This window comes from Streptococcus oralis (assembly GCF_006175905.1).
GTDB classification, from domain to species: domain Bacteria; phylum Bacillota; class Bacilli; order Lactobacillales; family Streptococcaceae; genus Streptococcus; species Streptococcus oralis_BG.
Genome location: NZ_SSNB01000001.1, coordinates 431,074 through 446,842, shown reverse-complemented (window position 1 = coordinate 446,842; position 15,769 = coordinate 431,074). Strand labels below are relative to the sequence as shown.

The following is a 15,769-nucleotide window of genomic DNA, read 5'->3' as shown; positions in this document are numbered from 1 at the left end:
CAAGGCTCCCTTTTTTAATGATTACAATGTTTTTTCACTTTCTCTTACGACCAGCAAATCGACTTTTGCATGGCGAAGAATATACTCAGATGAAGAGCCAACCAAGAGGCGTTCAAAGGCATTAAGCCCTGTTGCACCAACGAGAATCAGGTCAACATTTTCTGTGTCTGGAATAGTGCGGGCAAGGAGGGTTTTTGGATTTCCCATTTCGATGACGATGTGAATATCGGTCACACCAGCATCTCTTGCGCGCTTTTCGTACTCCTTCATCAGACTTTCAGCATCGACTTGGAGTTCTTCGTAAACTTCAGCATCAAAGGTAGACACGCTTTGAAGAGCGCGTGTGTCGATAACATGGGCAATGGTGAGCTTGGATTCGTTGCGTAGAGCAGTGTAAACACCTTTGACGAAAGCCAAGTCCGCTTCTTTAGAACCATCAATTGCGACCATAACATTTTGGTAACGTTGTGCCATAATGAAACCTCCTGAAATTTTCTTACTGTTATTGTAGCCCTTTTCACTAAAGAAGTAAAGTAAAAATCATATTTAAATAAATATTATTGGAGATTCAATTTGGTGGAGATATGTTAAAATAACAGAAAACGAGCTAGTAGGAAACACAGTAAAGGGGATGAGAAAGTATGAAAGGGTCTGTTAAAGCTTCTAAAAAAATAAGTTTTCTTTATCATGGAATTATCCTTGCGTCACTTGTAGGTGAAGTAGTGATGCTTTGGCAGCTGGAAAGAGTCATGCCCGTTCTCTATCCAGGATTTGTTGGATTTCTTCTCTTTCACTTGGTCTACCACATCATTTTATTGGTGATTGCAAAGAGAAGTGGTCGCTTGGACTATTTGGTCACGTGGGGGCTCTTTCTCATGTTTAATCTTTTGTATGATTCCTTTTTAGCATTGGTCTTTCTAGGTTTGTCTTTTGGTATGTGAGAAAATACTTCTGTACTCTAGTTGTTTAGACGGTGAGAACCTAGTCGTTGTGAGTTTTTTCTTTGCTTGCTCATTTCAGGAAACTTGTCGCAATCCCTTTCTAGTGGTATAATGTTACTATCTCGATGAATTGAGGAAACAAGATGAAAGAATATAACAAGTCTAGTAAGTTAGAGCATGTTGCTTATGATATTCGTGGTCCGGTTTTGGAAGAAGCCATGCGCATGCGCGCAAATGGCGAAAAGATTTTGCGTCTAAATACAGGAAATCCAGCAGAATTTGGCTTTACAGCGCCAGACGAGGTCATTCATGACTTGATTATGAATGCGCGTGATAGTGAAGGATATTCTGACTCCAAAGGGATTTTCTCAGCCCGTAAGGCTATCATGCAGTATTGCCAACTGAAGAAATTTCCCAATGTGGACATTGATGATATCTACCTTGGAAATGGTGTCAGTGAGTTGATCGTCATGTCCATGCAGGGACTTTTGGACAATGGGGATGAGGTCTTGGTACCTATGCCAGACTATCCTCTCTGGACAGCAGCTGTCAGTCTAGCTGGAGGAAATGCCGTTCACTATATCTGTGATGAAGCTGCAGAATGGTACCCAGATATTGACGATATCAAGTCAAAAATTACTTCCAATACCAAGGCAATCGTCCTTATCAATCCAAACAACCCAACTGGGTCCCTTTATCCTAAGGAACTCTTGCTGGAGATTATCGAGATTGCGCGCCAGCATGATTTGATTATCTTTGCGGATGAAATTTACGATCGCATGGTCATGGATGGGCATGTGCATACGCCTGTGGCGAGCTTGGCACCAGATGTCTTCTGTGTCAGCATGAACGGTCTGTCAAAATCCCACCGTATCGCTGGTTTCCGTGTAGGTTGGATGGTCTTGTCTGGACCTAAGACACATGTCAAGGGCTATATCGAAGGGCTCAATATGCTGTCAAATATGCGCCTTTGCTCCAACGTTTTGGCCCAACAAGTCGTACAAACATCACTGGGTGGGCACCAGTCAGTGGATGAATTGCTCCTTCCTGGTGGACGGATTTACGAGCAAAGAAACTTCATTTATAATGCTATCCAAGATATCCCAGGTTTGTCTGCGGTCAAGCCGAAGGCAGGTCTTTATATCTTCCCTAAAATCGACCGCAATATGTACCGCATTGATGATGATGAACAGTTTGTTCTTGATTTCTTGAAGCAGGAAAAGGTTCTCTTGGTTCATGGTCGTGGTTTTAACTGGAAGGAGCCAGACCATTTCCGTATCGTTTACCTTCCTCGTGTGGACGAATTAGCGGAAATCCAAGAAAAGATGACACGTTTCTTGAGTCAGTATCGTAGATAAGGCTTTCATAGGGAAAAGCAGGAAACATTTACTTAGAGCTATTGACAAATAGGTAAGAATCAGATAGAATAGTAAAGTATGTTTAGTAACTGATCACTTTATAGCCGGCTAAACGAATACAAAATCTATGAGGAGGTATTCATCGTGAAACGTACTTATCAACCAAGTAAACTTCGTCGTGCGCGTAAACACGGATTCCGTAACCGTATGTCAACTAAAAACGGTCGTCGCGTATTGGCAGCTCGTCGTCGTAAAGGACGCAAAGTTTTGGCTGCTTAATCCAAACGAATTCAACAAAGAAGTCAGTAGGAACTCGAGTCTACTGACTTTTCTTTTTATCTTAAAGGGTGCATTGTCCTTGAAATCGGTCATTTCAGATGAAATTCATGGAGTGCTCATTTAAAAGGTCACATACAAAAAACTCAAAACCAGATATAAGTAACTGATTTTGAGTTTTTGTTTATTCTTTTAAGTGATAAGAGTAGCTAGCGATAACGACGTCTTCATGCCATCTGAGAGCGTATTTTAGTTTGAGACTCATTTGATTGTGCAGGATATTTTGCCAAGGCTTGTTAGGGATAAACTGTGGGACAAGGACTGTAACAGTGTAGTTTTTTTGCTTAGCTTCTTGGGCGATTCGTTTGACATACTTAACGCTAGGGGTGATGATGTCGCGGTAGCTGGTATTGATATTCTTTAGAGTGATATTTGGGAAGTGGTCGGCAAATTCCTGAAGGATTTCTTGGTCTTTTTCGGCCGTTTCTTTAGTAGAAATGTGCATGGCCAACACTTCGTCACCGATACTTTGAGCGTAGTTAATGGCTCCGACACTTACTCGAGTGACATTTCCTACGAGGACGAGAACCAGATTGCCATCATAGGTACGTTTTTCAATTCCTTCGTAGAGTCGTAGCTGTTTTGCCACTTTTTGGTAATGGCTGTGAATGGACAAAAAGAGGAAGGTTAAAACTAGGATAATTGGGAAGAATGGCCAGATATCACCCAGTCTGAAGAGGAGTAAAATGAGGACAATAGCATAACAAATGATGGCTCCTAGGATATTAGCAAAGGCAGGTTTTAAGAAGTTTGCTCCTTTTTCCTTTTTCCAATGGCGAATCATCCCAGTCTGAGAAAGGGCAAAGGGAACGAAGACCCCGATAGTATAAAGAGGAATCAAGCGTTCAGTATTCCCGTTAAAAATGAGAAGAAGGATCATAGCTCCAAAAGCCAGAGTTAAGATACCGTTGGAGTAGCCAAGACGATCCCCTTTTTCCATAAAGAGATGGGGCATGTACTTGTTTTTAGCCATATTGTAAGCCAGCATAGGGAAGGCTGAAAAGCCAGTATTTGCTGCTACAGCTAGAATCAAGGCTGTTGAGAACTGGAAAAGATAGTAGCTAGCATGACCAAAGAATGAATCACCAAGAATGCCCTTGGCCATTTGCGAGAGGATGGTTTCTCCATTTTGAGGAGTGATGCCCATCCAGTAGTTTAGGAAGGTAATGCCTGCAAAAAGAAATCCTAAAATCAGCGACATGATGGTCAAGGTCTGAGCAGCATTCTTTTCTTTCGGAGTTTTGAAAAATGGTACCGCATTTGAAATAGCCTCAACCCCTGTCAGAGAGGCAGAGCCACTGGTAAAGGCTCTCAATAGGAGAACGATGGAAAGGCTCGGAACAGTTTGTCCAATGGTTGAAGTCGCCTGATAGTTTAGGGAACCTGTAAATAGTTGAAAGAACCCATAAAGCAAGAGAAAGACGGTACTGAAGATGAAGAGGTAGACGGGAATCATCAGAGAGCTGGCAGATTCTTTCAAGCCTCTTAAATTCAAGAGCATGAGCAGGCAGACTAGGAAAATAGAGATATGAAGATTGTAGGGATGGAGGGCAGGGATGGCTGCTGTAATAGCATCAGCTCCAGACGCAACGGATACGGCTACTGTCAGCATATAGTCAACAAGGAGGCTACCCCCTGCAATCAAGCCCAGTTCAGGGGAGAGATTTTCCCGAGTGACCATATAAGCCCCACCACCTTGAGGATAGGCGTGGATGATTTGACGATAGGAAATGGTCAAACTAGCGAGCAGTAAGAGTACAAAAATACCGATAGGGAGGCTCCACCAAATAGCGAGAGGAGAGAGACTGACTAAAACGAGAATGACTTGTTCAGGTCCATAGGCAATAGAAGACAGGGCATCACTGGATAACATTGCAAGTGCCTGCATTTTTCCAAGTAATCCCCCTTCGCCGTCTGTGAGAGACTTGAGTGGTCGACCGATAAAGGTATATTTTAATTTTCTAAACATTTTCTTTTCCTTTGCTGAAAATTTCAATAAGTGTTATTATACTGCTTTGAAAAAAAGCAGTCAAGGGAGAATGATTGGTATTAGAATATTTTTACAAGCCGAGGAATGCTATTTTTGGTATAATAGATGGAAGAAAATGAGGTTAGAAGAGATGATTTTTGATACGCACACACATTTAAATGTGGAAGAATTTGCAGGACGTGAGGCAGAAGAAATCGCCTTGGCTGCTGAGATGGGTGTGACACAGATGAATATTGTTGGTTTTGATAAGCCAACCATTGAGCGAGCCCTAGAGTTGGCAGATGAGTATGAGCAACTCTACGCAACTATTGGCTGGCATCCGACGGAAGCAGGGACTTACACAGATGAGGTCGAAGCTTACTTGCTTGAAAAGCTAAAACATCCCAAGGTTGTTGCCTTGGGGGAGATTGGTCTGGACTACCATTGGATGACAGCACCTAAGGAAGTTCAGGAGCAGGTTTTTCGTCGTCAGATTCAGCTGTCTAAGGACTTGAATTTGCCCTTTGTGGTCCACACTCGTGATGCGCTAGAAGATACTTATGAGATTATCAAGAGCGAGGGCGTTGGTTCTCGTGGTGGAATTATGCATTCATTTTCAGGCTCTTTGGAGTGGGCTGAGAAGTTTGTCGAGCTTGGCATGACCATTTCTTTCTCAGGAGTGGTGACCTTTAAGAAAGCGACGGATATCCAAGAGGCTGCTAGGGAACTTCCTTTGGATAAAATCCTCGTTGAGACAGATGCCCCTTACCTAGCTCCTGTTCCTAAACGTGGTCGTGAAAACAAAACAGCCTATACTCGCTATGTGATAGACTTTATTGCGGATTTGCGTGGGATGACGACTGAGGAGTTAGCCGCAGTAACAACTACAAATGCAGAGTGTATCTTTGGATTGGACAGCAAGTAATGAAAGAAAAAATTTCCCAAGTCATCGTGGTCGAAGGTCGCGATGATACGGCCAATCTCAAACGCTACTTTGATGTAGAAACCTATGAGACACGAGGTTCCGCAATAAATGACCAGGATATAGAACGCATTCAGCGCCTGCATGAACTGCATGGAGTCATTGTCTTTACAGATCCTGACTTTAATGGCGAACGCATTCGTCGCATGATTATGACGGCCCTTCCGACAGTTCAGCATGCCTTTCTCAAACGTGATGAAGCGGTTCCCAAGTCCAAGACTAAGGGGCGTTCACTGGGAATCGAACACGCCAGCTATGAGGATCTGAAAACAGCGCTGGCTCAGGTGACAGAGCAATTTGAAAACGAGAATGAGTTTGACATTAGCCGTAGTGACTTGATTCGCCTTGGTTTCCTAGCGGGAGCAGACAGTCGTAAGCGCCGAGAGTATCTAGGAGAAAGCCTCCGCATCGGCTATTCTAACGGCAAGCAACTTCTCAAGCGTTTAGAGTTATTTGGAGTGACCTTGGCAGAAGTGGAAGAAGTGATGGCTAAGTATTCAGACTAACGGAGTCAGAAATGGAAAAAGTGATTATTACGGGTGGCAATAGTGGTATTGGCTACCAGTCTGCTAAACAGTTGGCTGAAAAGGGCTGGTCGGTAACTCTCTTTTGTAGACGGAAAGAAGCTGCCGAGCAAGCTTGTGAGGAAATTCGTCAGCAGACAGGAAATCCACATGTAGATTATATCTTGGTTGATTTATCTGATATGAAGAGTGTCAGAAAAGCGGCGGAACAGTATATTCAAAAAGAAGACGTTCTAGACGTTCTGATTAATAATGCAGCTGATTTTGATTTGTCAGTCAAAAAGCCAATCCTGACTAGGGAGGGATTAGAAAAGCAATTTGCGACCAATGTGATTGCTCCCTTTTTACTTTCTACCTTGTTAAAGAGCTTGTTGGAAAAGTCAAAAAGTGGTCGGATTATTAACATTTCTTCTCAAGGGCTGATGCTTTATCCTTTCATGAAGCTTGATTTTGAAAATTTAGCTGGTCAAAAACATTATAGTCCTGCCAAGACCTATTATCAGAATAAACTGGCCTTGTTGATGCTGTCACTTTATATGCGGAAACATTGGAAAGGTATCAAGGTTCAGGCAATCCGTGTGACCAATGTCAGAGTTGATATGCGCCGCTATGATCACCTCAGCGCTTTTATGAAAAATTTGTATAAAATCAAGTCAAGATTTTCGATTAGTCCTGAAAAAATGGCGAAAGTCTATACAGCCTTATCTACAGAAGATGGCTATGAGGGCTTTTTGTATGACGATAAATGCAAGGAAGTAAAAGCAAATAGATCTGCTTACGACGAAGAGGAGCAAGCAAAACTCTATTCCTTGCTTGAACAACTAACCTTTTCAAGAGACAATTCATAAAGGATTAGAAAAATAAATTTCATGGACTACTTCAATAGTGGAAAGAAATTTAGATATCGAGATCTGTTTGGAGAGTTCTGAAAAGTGATAACAGTAATCAGATAGCCCAAAAATACAAAGGGAATGTGTTACAATAGAGGTAATAGCATACGCTTCAACTATGCTCAATACCATGCCTGATAAAAAAAGATAATTGATAAAATCAGCACTTGGGTGAAATTAATGAGGAAAAGCAATGGGAATTTTTGATTTTTTTAAAAAGACAGAAGCACAGAAGACAACAGAAGAAACCAAAGGAGATGCTTGTCTAGGAGTTTTGGGTTTCTTTCCAATGAAAGAAAAGAGGGAATTACTGATTGCTGCGACTTTGGAAGGGAGTTTGACAGTTGGTGATCGTCTTCAGTTTTGCAATCCCGATCAAGGTATGGATGCTCTTGAAACTGTAGTTGTAAAAAAACTTACTTGCCAAAACAAAGATGTGGAATCTCTTAGAGATGAGGAGTTAGTTTATCTAGAGATCGATATGCTTCCCTCTCTAGCAAAGTTAAAAAAGGGAAGTGTGCTCTATAGTCCTGGTGTAGATGAAAAAAAGCGTTTATCTAGCTATGCTTATGCTCTCTATCGAGCTTTTGTGACTATTCAAGAAGGTAAAGTAAGCGATGAGGACTATCAGAATCTTAGTCTTGATGATAGTATCGAAATTTTACAGGCTTTTTTATGGGATTGCCATCAAAAACCAAAAAGTGAAGAAAGCAATCAAGAAAATACTCGTAAGTCAGAGCGTCTAGCAGAAATTGTCAAGGACAAGTTGCTAGAAGCAGATTTGATTTATGCTGTTTATTCAGAAAATACTGGGGAACCTTATCTTTTCTCAACTACATATGATAGAGGTGACGAAGGCTATCTCTGCACTGACCCAATGATTATGCTATTTACCCCTCGTTGGTATCATCAGTATAAGGAAACAATTGAAAACCAATTAAAAGTGGTAAAACGGATTGAAAATACGGAAGATAAAAAAGGAATTGAGAATTTTCTTGGGACAGCTTTTTACTTGAATGGTGCTTTAGGAGCATTCTTTAATACCAAAGAAGTTAGTATAAGTTCTTCTATTTTAGTTCAAAAACCAGATTTTTCAGGCTTGCCAGAGATACAAGTTCCTGTTATGAACCCTGATATTGTGAGATGGATGCTTTTGATGGGACAGATGGATAGACCGACTACAGAAGAGGAAGAATTAATTTATAAACTCTATTATAAGTTCTTTTCAATGGCAATGCCAAAAGCTAAATTCCTTCTTCCTATAAGTGCATCATCAGGATTTCCTGAACCTAGTCAGGAAAGTAATGCTCATGTTTTAGAAGAATCTGCTACATTTAATCTTCCGACTAGAGAAGGAAAAAATGGACGAAATTCGGTTTCAGTGTTTACTGATTGGAAACGTTTGCGAATGGTTTTCGATGAAAATTGGAGCGCTATGATTGAAAACGCTGGAGGTATGATTGAAATCTTTGATTATGCCATTAACCAAACTGAGTATTATAAAGCGGGTGTTTACGTCAGTGACAAAGCGTTTAAAGAAATGCAGCAGTTCAGTGAGGAACTAGAAGGAAGAGATAAAGCCTAGGAGGTTCTTTTGCATTAAAAATACAGAGTTTTTCAACTCTTACTTGCAGCACTAAACTTCTTCAAAGATTTTGAAAGGAAACGAAATGGCAAATAGAAGCTATATTTATTTAAAAAACGGAAAAGATGTACGTATTTTAACGGAGGGAGTTTACACCATTCCTTATTTTTGGCAATTATTTTGGGATGAAAAAGATGTGCGAATGCCTAATATTCTATGGAAAAAATTTAATATCTTACTTCCTATTGAAAAATTCCAGAAAAATGCCACCCAAAATCGCTCCTTTTTAGAAAAGAATGCTCCACAAACCTTGCAACTATATGATGATTTTGTTCGCTATATTCTTGCAAATGTCAAAGCAGGTGATAGGCTAGGATTTGATATCTTAGAAGTTGCTAATATGGATGGATTGACTATAGCTTCGCGCAAGCTTATAAAAAACATCCGAGCAATTCAGGAAAATCAACCCCAAGAATTGGATTTTTCTTTAACAGAAACGAAGTTAATATGGTCTGCTATGGGATTTCCTGATTATTATGCATCAAAATTGTTGCCAAAAGATAATATTCTAGACTCGGTTGCATACCAAGATGAGTTGAAGAAAACGCAAGGCCAAAAAGAGAAACAAGAACAAGACCCAGAAGAGAAGCAAGTGCAGAACCAAGAAGACGAGCAGGAGCAAGTCCAAGAAGAGAAGCAAGTGCAGAATCAAGAAGACGAGCAGGAGCAAGTCCAAGAAGAGAAGCAAGTGCAGAACCAAGAAAACGATCAAGAGCAAGACCAAGAAAATAAGCAAGCACCACGCAAAGAAGATGAGCAAGTGCTTGATGAGACTGGTTCCGAATCTAAAGACGACGACTACCACATTCCTTTGAGATTTTGGTTTCTCTTGGCGCTGGTAATTTTTTGGATTTACAGATTGTTTTTAGCTAACAAATAGAAAAGAGAATAGATGAGAATTGCAGATTATAGCGTGACTAAGGCAGTGCTGGAGCGTCACGGTTTTACCTTTAAAAAGTCCTTCGGGCAAAATTTCCTGACGGATACCAATATCCTTCAAAAAATCGTGGATACGGCTGAGATTGATAACCAGGTTAATGTTATTGAAATCGGTCCAGGGATTGGTGCTTTGACGGAATTTTTGGCGGAGCGTGCAGCTGAAGTCATGGCCTTTGAGATTGACCACCGTTTGGTACCAATTTTAGCAGATACCCTGCGTGATTTTGACAATGTGACAGTGGTTAACGAGGACATTCTCAAAGTTGACTTGGCTCAGCATATCCAGAATTTCAAAAATCCTGAATTGCCGATTAAAGTAGTAGCCAACTTGCCCTACTACATTACAACACCTATTCTCATGCATTTGATTGAAAGTGGCATTCCTTTCAGCGAGTTTGTGGTCATGATGCAGAAAGAAGTGGCAGATCGTATCTCAGCCCAACCTAACACCAAGGCTTACGGTAGCTTGTCGATTGCGGTTCAGTATTACATGACTGCCAAGATTGCCTTTATCGTGCCTCGTACGGTCTTTGTGCCAGCGCCAAATGTGGACTCAGCTATCTTGAAAATGGTGCGTCGTCCAGAGCCAGCTGTAGCAGTAGAAGATGAGAACCTCTTCTTTAAGGTTTCCAAGGCAAGTTTCACCCATCGCCGTAAGACCTTGTGGAACAACTTGACAGGTTACTTTGGGAAAACTGATGAAGTCAAGGATAAGCTGACCAAGGCTTTGGACCAGGCAGGCTTATCTCCATCTGTGCGTGGGGAAGCTCTCGGCTTGGCAGAATTTGCCAGCCTAGCAGATGCACTTAAAGGGCAAGGATTCTAAGATGCAGGGACAAATCATTAAAGCCTTGGCGGGCTTCTACTATGTGGAGAGTGATGGTCAGGTTTATCAAACACGCGCGCGTGGGAATTTCCGTAAAAAAGGCCATACACCTTACGTTGGGGATTGGGTAGATTTTTCTGCCGAGGAAAATTCAGAAGGTTATATCCTCAAAATTCACGAACGGAAAAACAGCTTGGTCCGTCCGCCTATTGTCAATATTGACCAAGCTGTGGTTATCATGTCGGCTAAGGAGCCGGATTTTAATAGCAATTTGCTAGATCGCTTCTTGGTTCTTTTGGAGCACAAGGGCATCCATCCCGTTGTCTATATTTCTAAAATGGATTTGTTGGACGATAGGGGAGAACTGGATTTTTTCCAACAAACCTATCGTGCCATCGGTTACGATTTTGTGACCAGTAAAGAGGAACTCCTGCCTTTGTTAACCGGCAAAGTAACAGTCTTTATGGGGCAGACAGGTGTTGGTAAGTCAACCCTTCTTAATAAAATCGCACCAGACCTCAATCTTGAAACAGGAGAAATCTCAGATAGTCTAGGTCGTGGTCGCCACACTACTCGAGCTGTTAGTTTTTATAATCTCAATGGTGGTAAAATCGCGGACACGCCAGGATTTTCATCACTGGATTATGAAGTATCAACGGCTGAAGACCTCAATCAGGCCTTTCCAGAGATTGCCAGTGTCAGTCGAGAATGTAAATTCCGCACTTGTACCCATACCCATGAGCCGTCCTGTGCAGTCAAGACAGCAGTAGAGGAAGGCATCATTGCCACCTTCCGTTTTGACAACTACCTACAATTCCTCAGTGAAATTGAAAATCGTAGAGAAACCTATAAAAAAGTCAGCAAAAAAATTCCAAAATAAGGAGAAACCTATGTCTCAATACAAGATTGCTCCGTCAATTCTGGCAGCAGATTATGCCAACTTTGAACGTGAAATCAAACGCCTAGAAGCAACTGGGGCAGAATATGCCCATATCGATATTATGGATGGTCACTTCGTGCCGCAAATCAGTTTTGGTGCTGGTGTGGTCGAAGCTCTTCGTCCCCATAGCAAGATGGTTTTTGACTGCCACTTGATGGTAGCTAATCCTGAGCGCCATTTAGAGGACTTTGCGCGTGCAGGTGCAGATATCATCAGCATTCACGTAGAGGCAACGCCTCATATCCATGGTGCTCTTCAAAAGATTCGTTCTCTAGGTGTCAAGCCATCGGTTGTTATCAATCCTGGTACACCTGTTGAGGCTATCAAGCACGTACTTCACCTAGTGGACCAAGTTTTGGTCATGACAGTGAATCCTGGTTTTGGTGGGCAAGCCTTTCTACCTGAAACCATGGATAAGATTCGTGAGTTGGTTGCCCTTCGTGAGGAAAAAGGCTTGAACTTTGAGATTGAAGTGGATGGTGGGATTGATGATCAAACCATTGCTCAAGCAAAAGAAGCTGGTGCGACCGTTTTTGTAGCAGGGTCTTATGTCTTTAAGGGAGATGTCAATGAACGAGTACAAACTCTCCGAAAACAACTGGACTAGGGTTGCAGTTTTTGCAGGCGGAGACCGTGGTCATTATCGGACGGATTTTGACTGCTTTGTCGGTGTGGATCGAGGATCGCTCTGGGTCTTAGAAGAAGACCTTCCTCTCGCTCTAGCAGTTGGAGATTTTGATTCTGTCACTGCAGAAGAACGTCAGTTGATTCAAAAACGAGCCCAGCATTTTGTTCAAGCCCAGCCAGAAAAGGATGATACAGATCTGGAACTAGCACTTTTAACGATTTTTGAAAAAAATCCTCAAGCCCAAGTGACCATTTTTGGGGCTTTGGGTGGTCGTATTGACCATATGCTGGCTAATGTCTTTCTACCTAGCAATCCCAAGTTGGCACCCTATATGCGCCAGATAGCGATTGAGGATGGGCAAAACTTGATTGCCTATTGTCCAGAAGGGACTAGTCAGCTAGAGCCTCGTTCAGACTACGACTATCTTGCTTTTATGCCAGTTCGGGATAGCCAGTTGACCATTATCGGAGCCAAGTACGAGTTGACAGAGGAGAATTTTTTCTTTAAAAAAGTGTACGCTTCTAACGAATATATAGATAGGGAAGTTTCGGTAACTTGCCCAGATGGCTATGTCGTCGTGCTGCATAGCAAGGACAGGAGGTAGGATGGAGACTGTATTATTACTATTATTAATTGCTAATCTAGCTGGTCTCTTTCTGATTTGGCAAAGGCAGGATAAGCAAGACAAGTACCTAGCCAAGAGTTTGGAGGATCAGGCAGATCATCTGTCAGACCAGTTGGATTATCGCTTTGAACAAGCCAGACAGGCCAGCCAGTTAGACCAAAAAGACTTGGAAGTAGCTGTCAGCGACCGCTTGCAGGAAGTGCGAATGGAGTTGCACCAAGGCTTGACTCAAGTTAGACAGGAGATGAACGAGAATCTCCTTCAAACCAGAGATAAGACCGACCAACGCCTCCAAGCCCTGCAGGAATCAAATGAGCAACGTTTAGAACAAATGCGTCAGACGGTCGAGGAAAAGTTGGAAAAGACTTTACAGACGCGCTTGCAGGCTTCCTTTGAGACAGTTTCCAAGCAACTAGAGTCTGTCAATCGAGGTTTGGGAGAAATGCAGACAGTTGCCCGCGATGTTGGTGCCCTCAACAAGGTTCTCTCTGGTACCAAAACGCGAGGGATTCTGGGTGAATTGCAACTGGGGCAAATCATCGAAGATATCATGACACCTGCCCAGTACGAACGAGAATTTGCAACGGTTGAGAACTCTAGCGAGCGAGTGGAGTATGCCATCAAGTTACCTGGACAGGGTGACCAGGAATATGTCTATTTACCGATTGACTCCAAGTTTCCACTGGCAGATTATTACCGCCTAGAAGAAGCCTATGAAGCAGGTGACAAGGACGAGATTGAGCGCTGTCGCAAGTCGCTCTTGGCAAGCGTTAAGCGTTTCGCCAAGGATATCAAGAGCAAGTACATAGCGCCACCTCGGACGACCAATTTTGGAGTCTTGTTTGTTCCGACAGAAGGACTTTATTCGGAAATCGTCCGCAATCCTGTCTTCTTTGATGATTTGAGACGAGAAGAACAGATTATTGTCGCAGGTCCAAGTACCCTGTCGGCTCTGCTCAACTCCCTATCAGTTGGCTTCAAAACTCTCAATATCCAAAAGAGTGCTGACCATATCAGCAAGACTCTTGCCAGCGTCAAGACCGAGTTTGGCAAGTTTGGTGGCATTCTGGTCAAAGCACAAAAGCATCTCCAACATGCCTCTGGCAATATTGATGAATTATTAAACCGTCGTACCACAGCTATCGAGCGGACGCTCCGTCACATTGAATTATCAGAAGGTGAGCCTGCGCTTGATCTACTCCATTTCCAAGAAGATGAGGAAGAATATGAAGATTAGTCACATGAAAAAAGATGAGCTGTTTGAAGGTTTTTACCTGATTAAGTCAGCTGACCTAAGACAGACGCGTGCTGGGAAAAATTACCTAGCCTTTACCTTCCAAGACGATAGTGGCGAGATTGAAGGGAAACTTTGGGATGCCCAACCTCATAACGTCGAGGCCTTTACTGCAGGGAAAGTGGTCCACATGCAGGGGCGCAGAGAAGTTTATAACAACACTCCTCAAGTCAATCAAATTACTCTCCGCTTGCCTCAGCCTGGGGAACCCAATGATCCAGCTGATTTCAAGGTCAAGTCGCCAGTTGATGTCAAGGAGATTCGTGACTATATGTCGCAAATGATTTTCAAGATTGAAAATCCTGTCTGGCAGCGTATCGTTCGCAGTCTCTACACCAAGTATGATAAGGAATTCTACTCCTATCCGGCTGCCAAGACCAACCACCACGCCTTTGAAACGGGTTTGGCTTTTCACACGGCAACTATGGTGCGCTTGGCAGATGCCATTAGCGAGATCTATCCTCAGCTCAACAAGAGCCTGCTTTATGCTGGGATTATGTTGCATGACTTGGCCAAGGTTATTGAGTTGACGGGACCAGACCAGACGGAGTATACAGTACGAGGCAATCTCATCGGTCATATAGCACTCATCGATAGCGAAATTACCAAGACAGTCATGGAGCTGGGCATCGATGATACTAGAGAAGAAGTGGTGCTACTGCGCCATGTCATCCTCAGTCACCATGGCTTGCTGGAGTATGGAAGTCCAGTCCGTCCACGCATTATGGAGGCAGAGATTATTCATATGATTGACAATCTAGATGCCAGCATGATGATGATGTCAACAGCTCTAGCTTTGGTGGACAAAGGAGAGATGACCAATAAAATCTTCGCTATGGACAATCGTTCCTTCTATAAACCAGATTTAGATTAATGATTTAAGAAAAACGAGCATTTTTTACGCAATAATGTTCGTTTTTTTATGTGAATGTGGTATAATGGATAAAATATCAAAATTAAATGGAATGGTAAATAAAAATGAAATTAAGAAGAAGTGATCGGATGGTTGTCATTTCCAACTATTTGATTAATAATCCATACAAACTAACAAGTCTCAATACCTTTGCAGAAAAGTACGAATCTGCTAAATCATCGATTTCAGAGGACATCGTGATTATCAAGCGTGCCTTTGAGGAAATAGAAATTGGCCATATTCAGACTGTGACTGGAGCAGGTGGTGGCGTTATCTTTACACCCTCAATCTCGAGTCATGAAGCCAAAGAAATGATAGCAGACTTGCGTGACAAACTTTCAGAAAGCGACCGTATCTTGCCAGGTGGCTATATCTATCTGTCTGATCTGCTCAGTACACCTGCCATTTTGAAAAATATTGGGCGTATCATTGCCAAGAGCTTTATGGACCAAAAAATCGATGCCGTGATGACAGTAGCAACAAAAGGTGTGCCACTCGCAAATGCAGTTGCCAATGTCCTCAACGTTCCATTTGTCATTGTGCGCCGTGACTTGAAAATTACCGAAGGTTCAACGGTCAGCGTCAACTATGTTTCAGGTTCAAGTGGTGACCGTATTGAGAAAATGTTCCTTTCAAAACGCAGCCTCAAGGCAGGCAGTCGTGTCTTGATTGTGGATGATTTCTTGAAAGGCGGAGGAACTGTCAACGGGATGATTAGTCTCTTGCGTGAGTTTGATTCAGAATTGGCTGGTGTTGCAGTCTTTGCAGACAATGCTCAAGAAGAACGTGAAAAGCAGTTTGATTACAAATCACTCTTGAAAGTAACCAATATTGATGTCAAGAACCAATCCATCGATGTCGAGATTGGAAATATCTTTGACGAAGACAAATAAGAGATAGAACTAAAGGTTGGAACGATTGTCCCAGCCTTTCTTTGCAAACAGAATAGAAGGATGCTT

General features: G+C 42.4%; 17 protein-coding genes. 15 read left to right on the top strand and 2 right to left on the bottom strand.

Annotation, left to right across the window (positions count from 1 at the left end; genetic code table 11):
• Nucleotides 1–21: 21 nt before the first annotated feature.
• Nucleotides 22–474 carry a universal stress protein gene (locus E7Y33_RS02135; protein ID WP_139689525.1) on the bottom strand — a complete coding sequence of 151 codons (453 nt, stop codon included), beginning with the start codon at nucleotides 472–474 and terminating at the stop codon, nucleotides 22–24.
• A gap of 167 nt (nucleotides 475–641) precedes the next feature.
• Here E7Y33_RS02135 and E7Y33_RS02130 point away from each other — a divergent pair, with 167 nt between their 5' ends.
• The 3 genes from E7Y33_RS02130 (at nucleotide 642) to rpmH (ending at nucleotide 2,578) form a co-directional block, all read left to right on the top strand.
• Nucleotides 642–941, top strand: coding sequence for a hypothetical protein (locus E7Y33_RS02130; protein ID WP_139689524.1), 300 nt, complete (start codon nucleotides 642–644; stop codon nucleotides 939–941).
• A 143-nt stretch (nucleotides 942–1,084) separates the two neighbouring features.
• On the top strand, nucleotides 1,085–2,299 hold the full coding sequence (locus tag E7Y33_RS02125; RefSeq protein ID WP_139689523.1) for a pyridoxal phosphate-dependent aminotransferase: 1,215 nt from the start codon (nucleotides 1,085–1,087) through the stop codon (nucleotides 2,297–2,299).
• Nucleotides 2,300–2,443: 144 nt separating this feature from the next.
• On the top strand, nucleotides 2,444–2,578 hold the full coding sequence (gene rpmH / locus E7Y33_RS02120) for a 50S ribosomal protein L34 (protein ID WP_000831905.1): 135 nt from the start codon (nucleotides 2,444–2,446) through the stop codon (nucleotides 2,576–2,578).
• Between the two features lie 181 nt (nucleotides 2,579–2,759).
• Here rpmH and E7Y33_RS02115 read toward each other — a convergent pair whose 3' ends face one another.
• Nucleotides 2,760–4,604 carry an APC family permease gene (locus E7Y33_RS02115; protein WP_139689522.1) on the bottom strand — a complete coding sequence of 615 codons (1,845 nt, stop codon included), beginning with the start codon at nucleotides 4,602–4,604 and terminating at the stop codon, nucleotides 2,760–2,762.
• A 151-nt stretch (nucleotides 4,605–4,755) separates the two neighbouring features.
• Between E7Y33_RS02115 and E7Y33_RS02110 the strand changes: the two genes are divergently transcribed.
• The 12 genes from E7Y33_RS02110 (at nucleotide 4,756) to purR (ending at nucleotide 15,703) form a co-directional block, all read left to right on the top strand.
• Complete coding sequence (locus E7Y33_RS02110; protein WP_000575611.1) at nucleotides 4,756–5,529, top strand: TatD family hydrolase; 774 nt, start codon at nucleotides 4,756–4,758, stop codon at nucleotides 5,527–5,529.
• Nucleotides 5,529–6,092 (top strand): ribonuclease M5, encoded by a 564-nt coding sequence (rnmV, locus tag E7Y33_RS02105; RefSeq protein ID WP_000659979.1) that lies wholly within the window; start codon nucleotides 5,529–5,531, stop codon nucleotides 6,090–6,092. The genes E7Y33_RS02110 and rnmV overlap by 1 nt, the downstream gene beginning before the upstream one ends.
• An 11-nt stretch (nucleotides 6,093–6,103) precedes the next feature.
• A complete protein-coding gene (locus E7Y33_RS02100) occupies nucleotides 6,104–6,958 on the top strand; it encodes an SDR family NAD(P)-dependent oxidoreductase (RefSeq protein ID WP_139689521.1) in 855 nt (284 codons plus the stop codon).
• Between the two features lie 235 nt (nucleotides 6,959–7,193).
• On the top strand, nucleotides 7,194–8,585 hold the full coding sequence (locus E7Y33_RS02095) for an SseB family protein (protein ID WP_139689520.1): 1,392 nt from the start codon (nucleotides 7,194–7,196) through the stop codon (nucleotides 8,583–8,585).
• 85 nt (nucleotides 8,586–8,670) lie between these two features.
• Entirely contained in the window at nucleotides 8,671–9,525 is an 855-nt protein-coding gene (locus tag E7Y33_RS02090) for a dimethyladenosine transferase (RefSeq protein ID WP_139689519.1), read from the top strand.
• A gap of 12 nt (nucleotides 9,526–9,537) precedes the next feature.
• Nucleotides 9,538–10,410 carry a 16S rRNA (adenine(1518)-N(6)/adenine(1519)-N(6))-dimethyltransferase RsmA gene (gene rsmA, locus E7Y33_RS02085; protein WP_139689518.1) on the top strand — a complete coding sequence of 291 codons (873 nt, stop codon included), beginning with the start codon at nucleotides 9,538–9,540 and terminating at the stop codon, nucleotides 10,408–10,410.
• A 1-nt stretch (nucleotide 10,411) separates the two neighbouring features.
• Complete coding sequence (rsgA, locus tag E7Y33_RS02080; protein WP_139689517.1) at nucleotides 10,412–11,290, top strand: ribosome small subunit-dependent GTPase A; 879 nt, start codon at nucleotides 10,412–10,414, stop codon at nucleotides 11,288–11,290.
• A gap of 10 nt (nucleotides 11,291–11,300) precedes the next feature.
• Nucleotides 11,301–11,957, top strand: a complete 657-nt coding sequence (rpe, locus tag E7Y33_RS02075) for a ribulose-phosphate 3-epimerase (protein WP_139689516.1) — start codon at nucleotides 11,301–11,303, stop codon at nucleotides 11,955–11,957.
• Nucleotides 11,920–12,582, top strand: a complete 663-nt coding sequence (locus E7Y33_RS02070; RefSeq protein WP_139689515.1) for a thiamine diphosphokinase — start codon at nucleotides 11,920–11,922, stop codon at nucleotides 12,580–12,582. The genes rpe and E7Y33_RS02070 overlap by 38 nt, the downstream gene beginning before the upstream one ends.
• 1 nt (nucleotide 12,583) lies before the next feature.
• Entirely contained in the window at nucleotides 12,584–13,840 is a 1,257-nt protein-coding gene (locus E7Y33_RS02065) for a DNA recombination protein RmuC (protein WP_161976021.1), read from the top strand.
• Complete coding sequence (locus E7Y33_RS02060; RefSeq protein ID WP_139689513.1) at nucleotides 13,830–14,771, top strand: 3'-5' exoribonuclease YhaM family protein; 942 nt, start codon at nucleotides 13,830–13,832, stop codon at nucleotides 14,769–14,771. Before E7Y33_RS02065 ends, E7Y33_RS02060 begins: the two co-directional genes overlap by 11 nt.
• 104 nt (nucleotides 14,772–14,875) lie before the next feature.
• The gene (gene purR / locus E7Y33_RS02055; protein WP_002874197.1) at nucleotides 14,876–15,703 is read left to right on the top strand and encodes a pur operon repressor; all 828 of its coding nucleotides are present in this window, start codon (nucleotides 14,876–14,878) and stop codon (nucleotides 15,701–15,703) included.
• The last annotated feature ends 66 nt before the right edge of the window (nucleotides 15,704–15,769 follow it).

Coding starts and splice junctions, on each gene's coding strand:
- E7Y33_RS02135 (WP_139689525.1), bottom strand. CDS start 474: ATGGCACAACGTTACCAAAATGTTATGGTCGCAATTGATGGTTCTAAA.
- E7Y33_RS02130 (WP_139689524.1), top strand. CDS start 642: ATGAAAGGGTCTGTTAAAGCTTCTAAAAAAATAAGTTTTCTTTATCAT.
- E7Y33_RS02125 (WP_139689523.1), top strand. CDS start 1,085: ATGAAAGAATATAACAAGTCTAGTAAGTTAGAGCATGTTGCTTATGAT.
- E7Y33_RS02115 (WP_139689522.1), bottom strand. CDS start 4,604: ATGTTTAGAAAATTAAAATATACCTTTATCGGTCGACCACTCAAGTCT.
- E7Y33_RS02110 (WP_000575611.1), top strand. CDS start 4,756: ATGATTTTTGATACGCACACACATTTAAATGTGGAAGAATTTGCAGGA.
- rnmV (WP_000659979.1), top strand. CDS start 5,529: ATGAAAGAAAAAATTTCCCAAGTCATCGTGGTCGAAGGTCGCGATGAT.
- E7Y33_RS02100 (WP_139689521.1), top strand. CDS start 6,104: ATGGAAAAAGTGATTATTACGGGTGGCAATAGTGGTATTGGCTACCAG.
- E7Y33_RS02095 (WP_139689520.1), top strand. CDS start 7,194: ATGGGAATTTTTGATTTTTTTAAAAAGACAGAAGCACAGAAGACAACA.
- E7Y33_RS02090 (WP_139689519.1), top strand. CDS start 8,671: ATGGCAAATAGAAGCTATATTTATTTAAAAAACGGAAAAGATGTACGT.
- rsmA (WP_139689518.1), top strand. CDS start 9,538: ATGAGAATTGCAGATTATAGCGTGACTAAGGCAGTGCTGGAGCGTCAC.
- rsgA (WP_139689517.1), top strand. CDS start 10,412: ATGCAGGGACAAATCATTAAAGCCTTGGCGGGCTTCTACTATGTGGAG.
- rpe (WP_139689516.1), top strand. CDS start 11,301: ATGTCTCAATACAAGATTGCTCCGTCAATTCTGGCAGCAGATTATGCC.
- E7Y33_RS02070 (WP_139689515.1), top strand. CDS start 11,920: ATGAACGAGTACAAACTCTCCGAAAACAACTGGACTAGGGTTGCAGTT.
- E7Y33_RS02065 (WP_161976021.1), top strand. CDS start 12,584: ATGGAGACTGTATTATTACTATTATTAATTGCTAATCTAGCTGGTCTC.
- E7Y33_RS02060 (WP_139689513.1), top strand. CDS start 13,830: ATGAAGATTAGTCACATGAAAAAAGATGAGCTGTTTGAAGGTTTTTAC.
- purR (WP_002874197.1), top strand. CDS start 14,876: ATGAAATTAAGAAGAAGTGATCGGATGGTTGTCATTTCCAACTATTTG.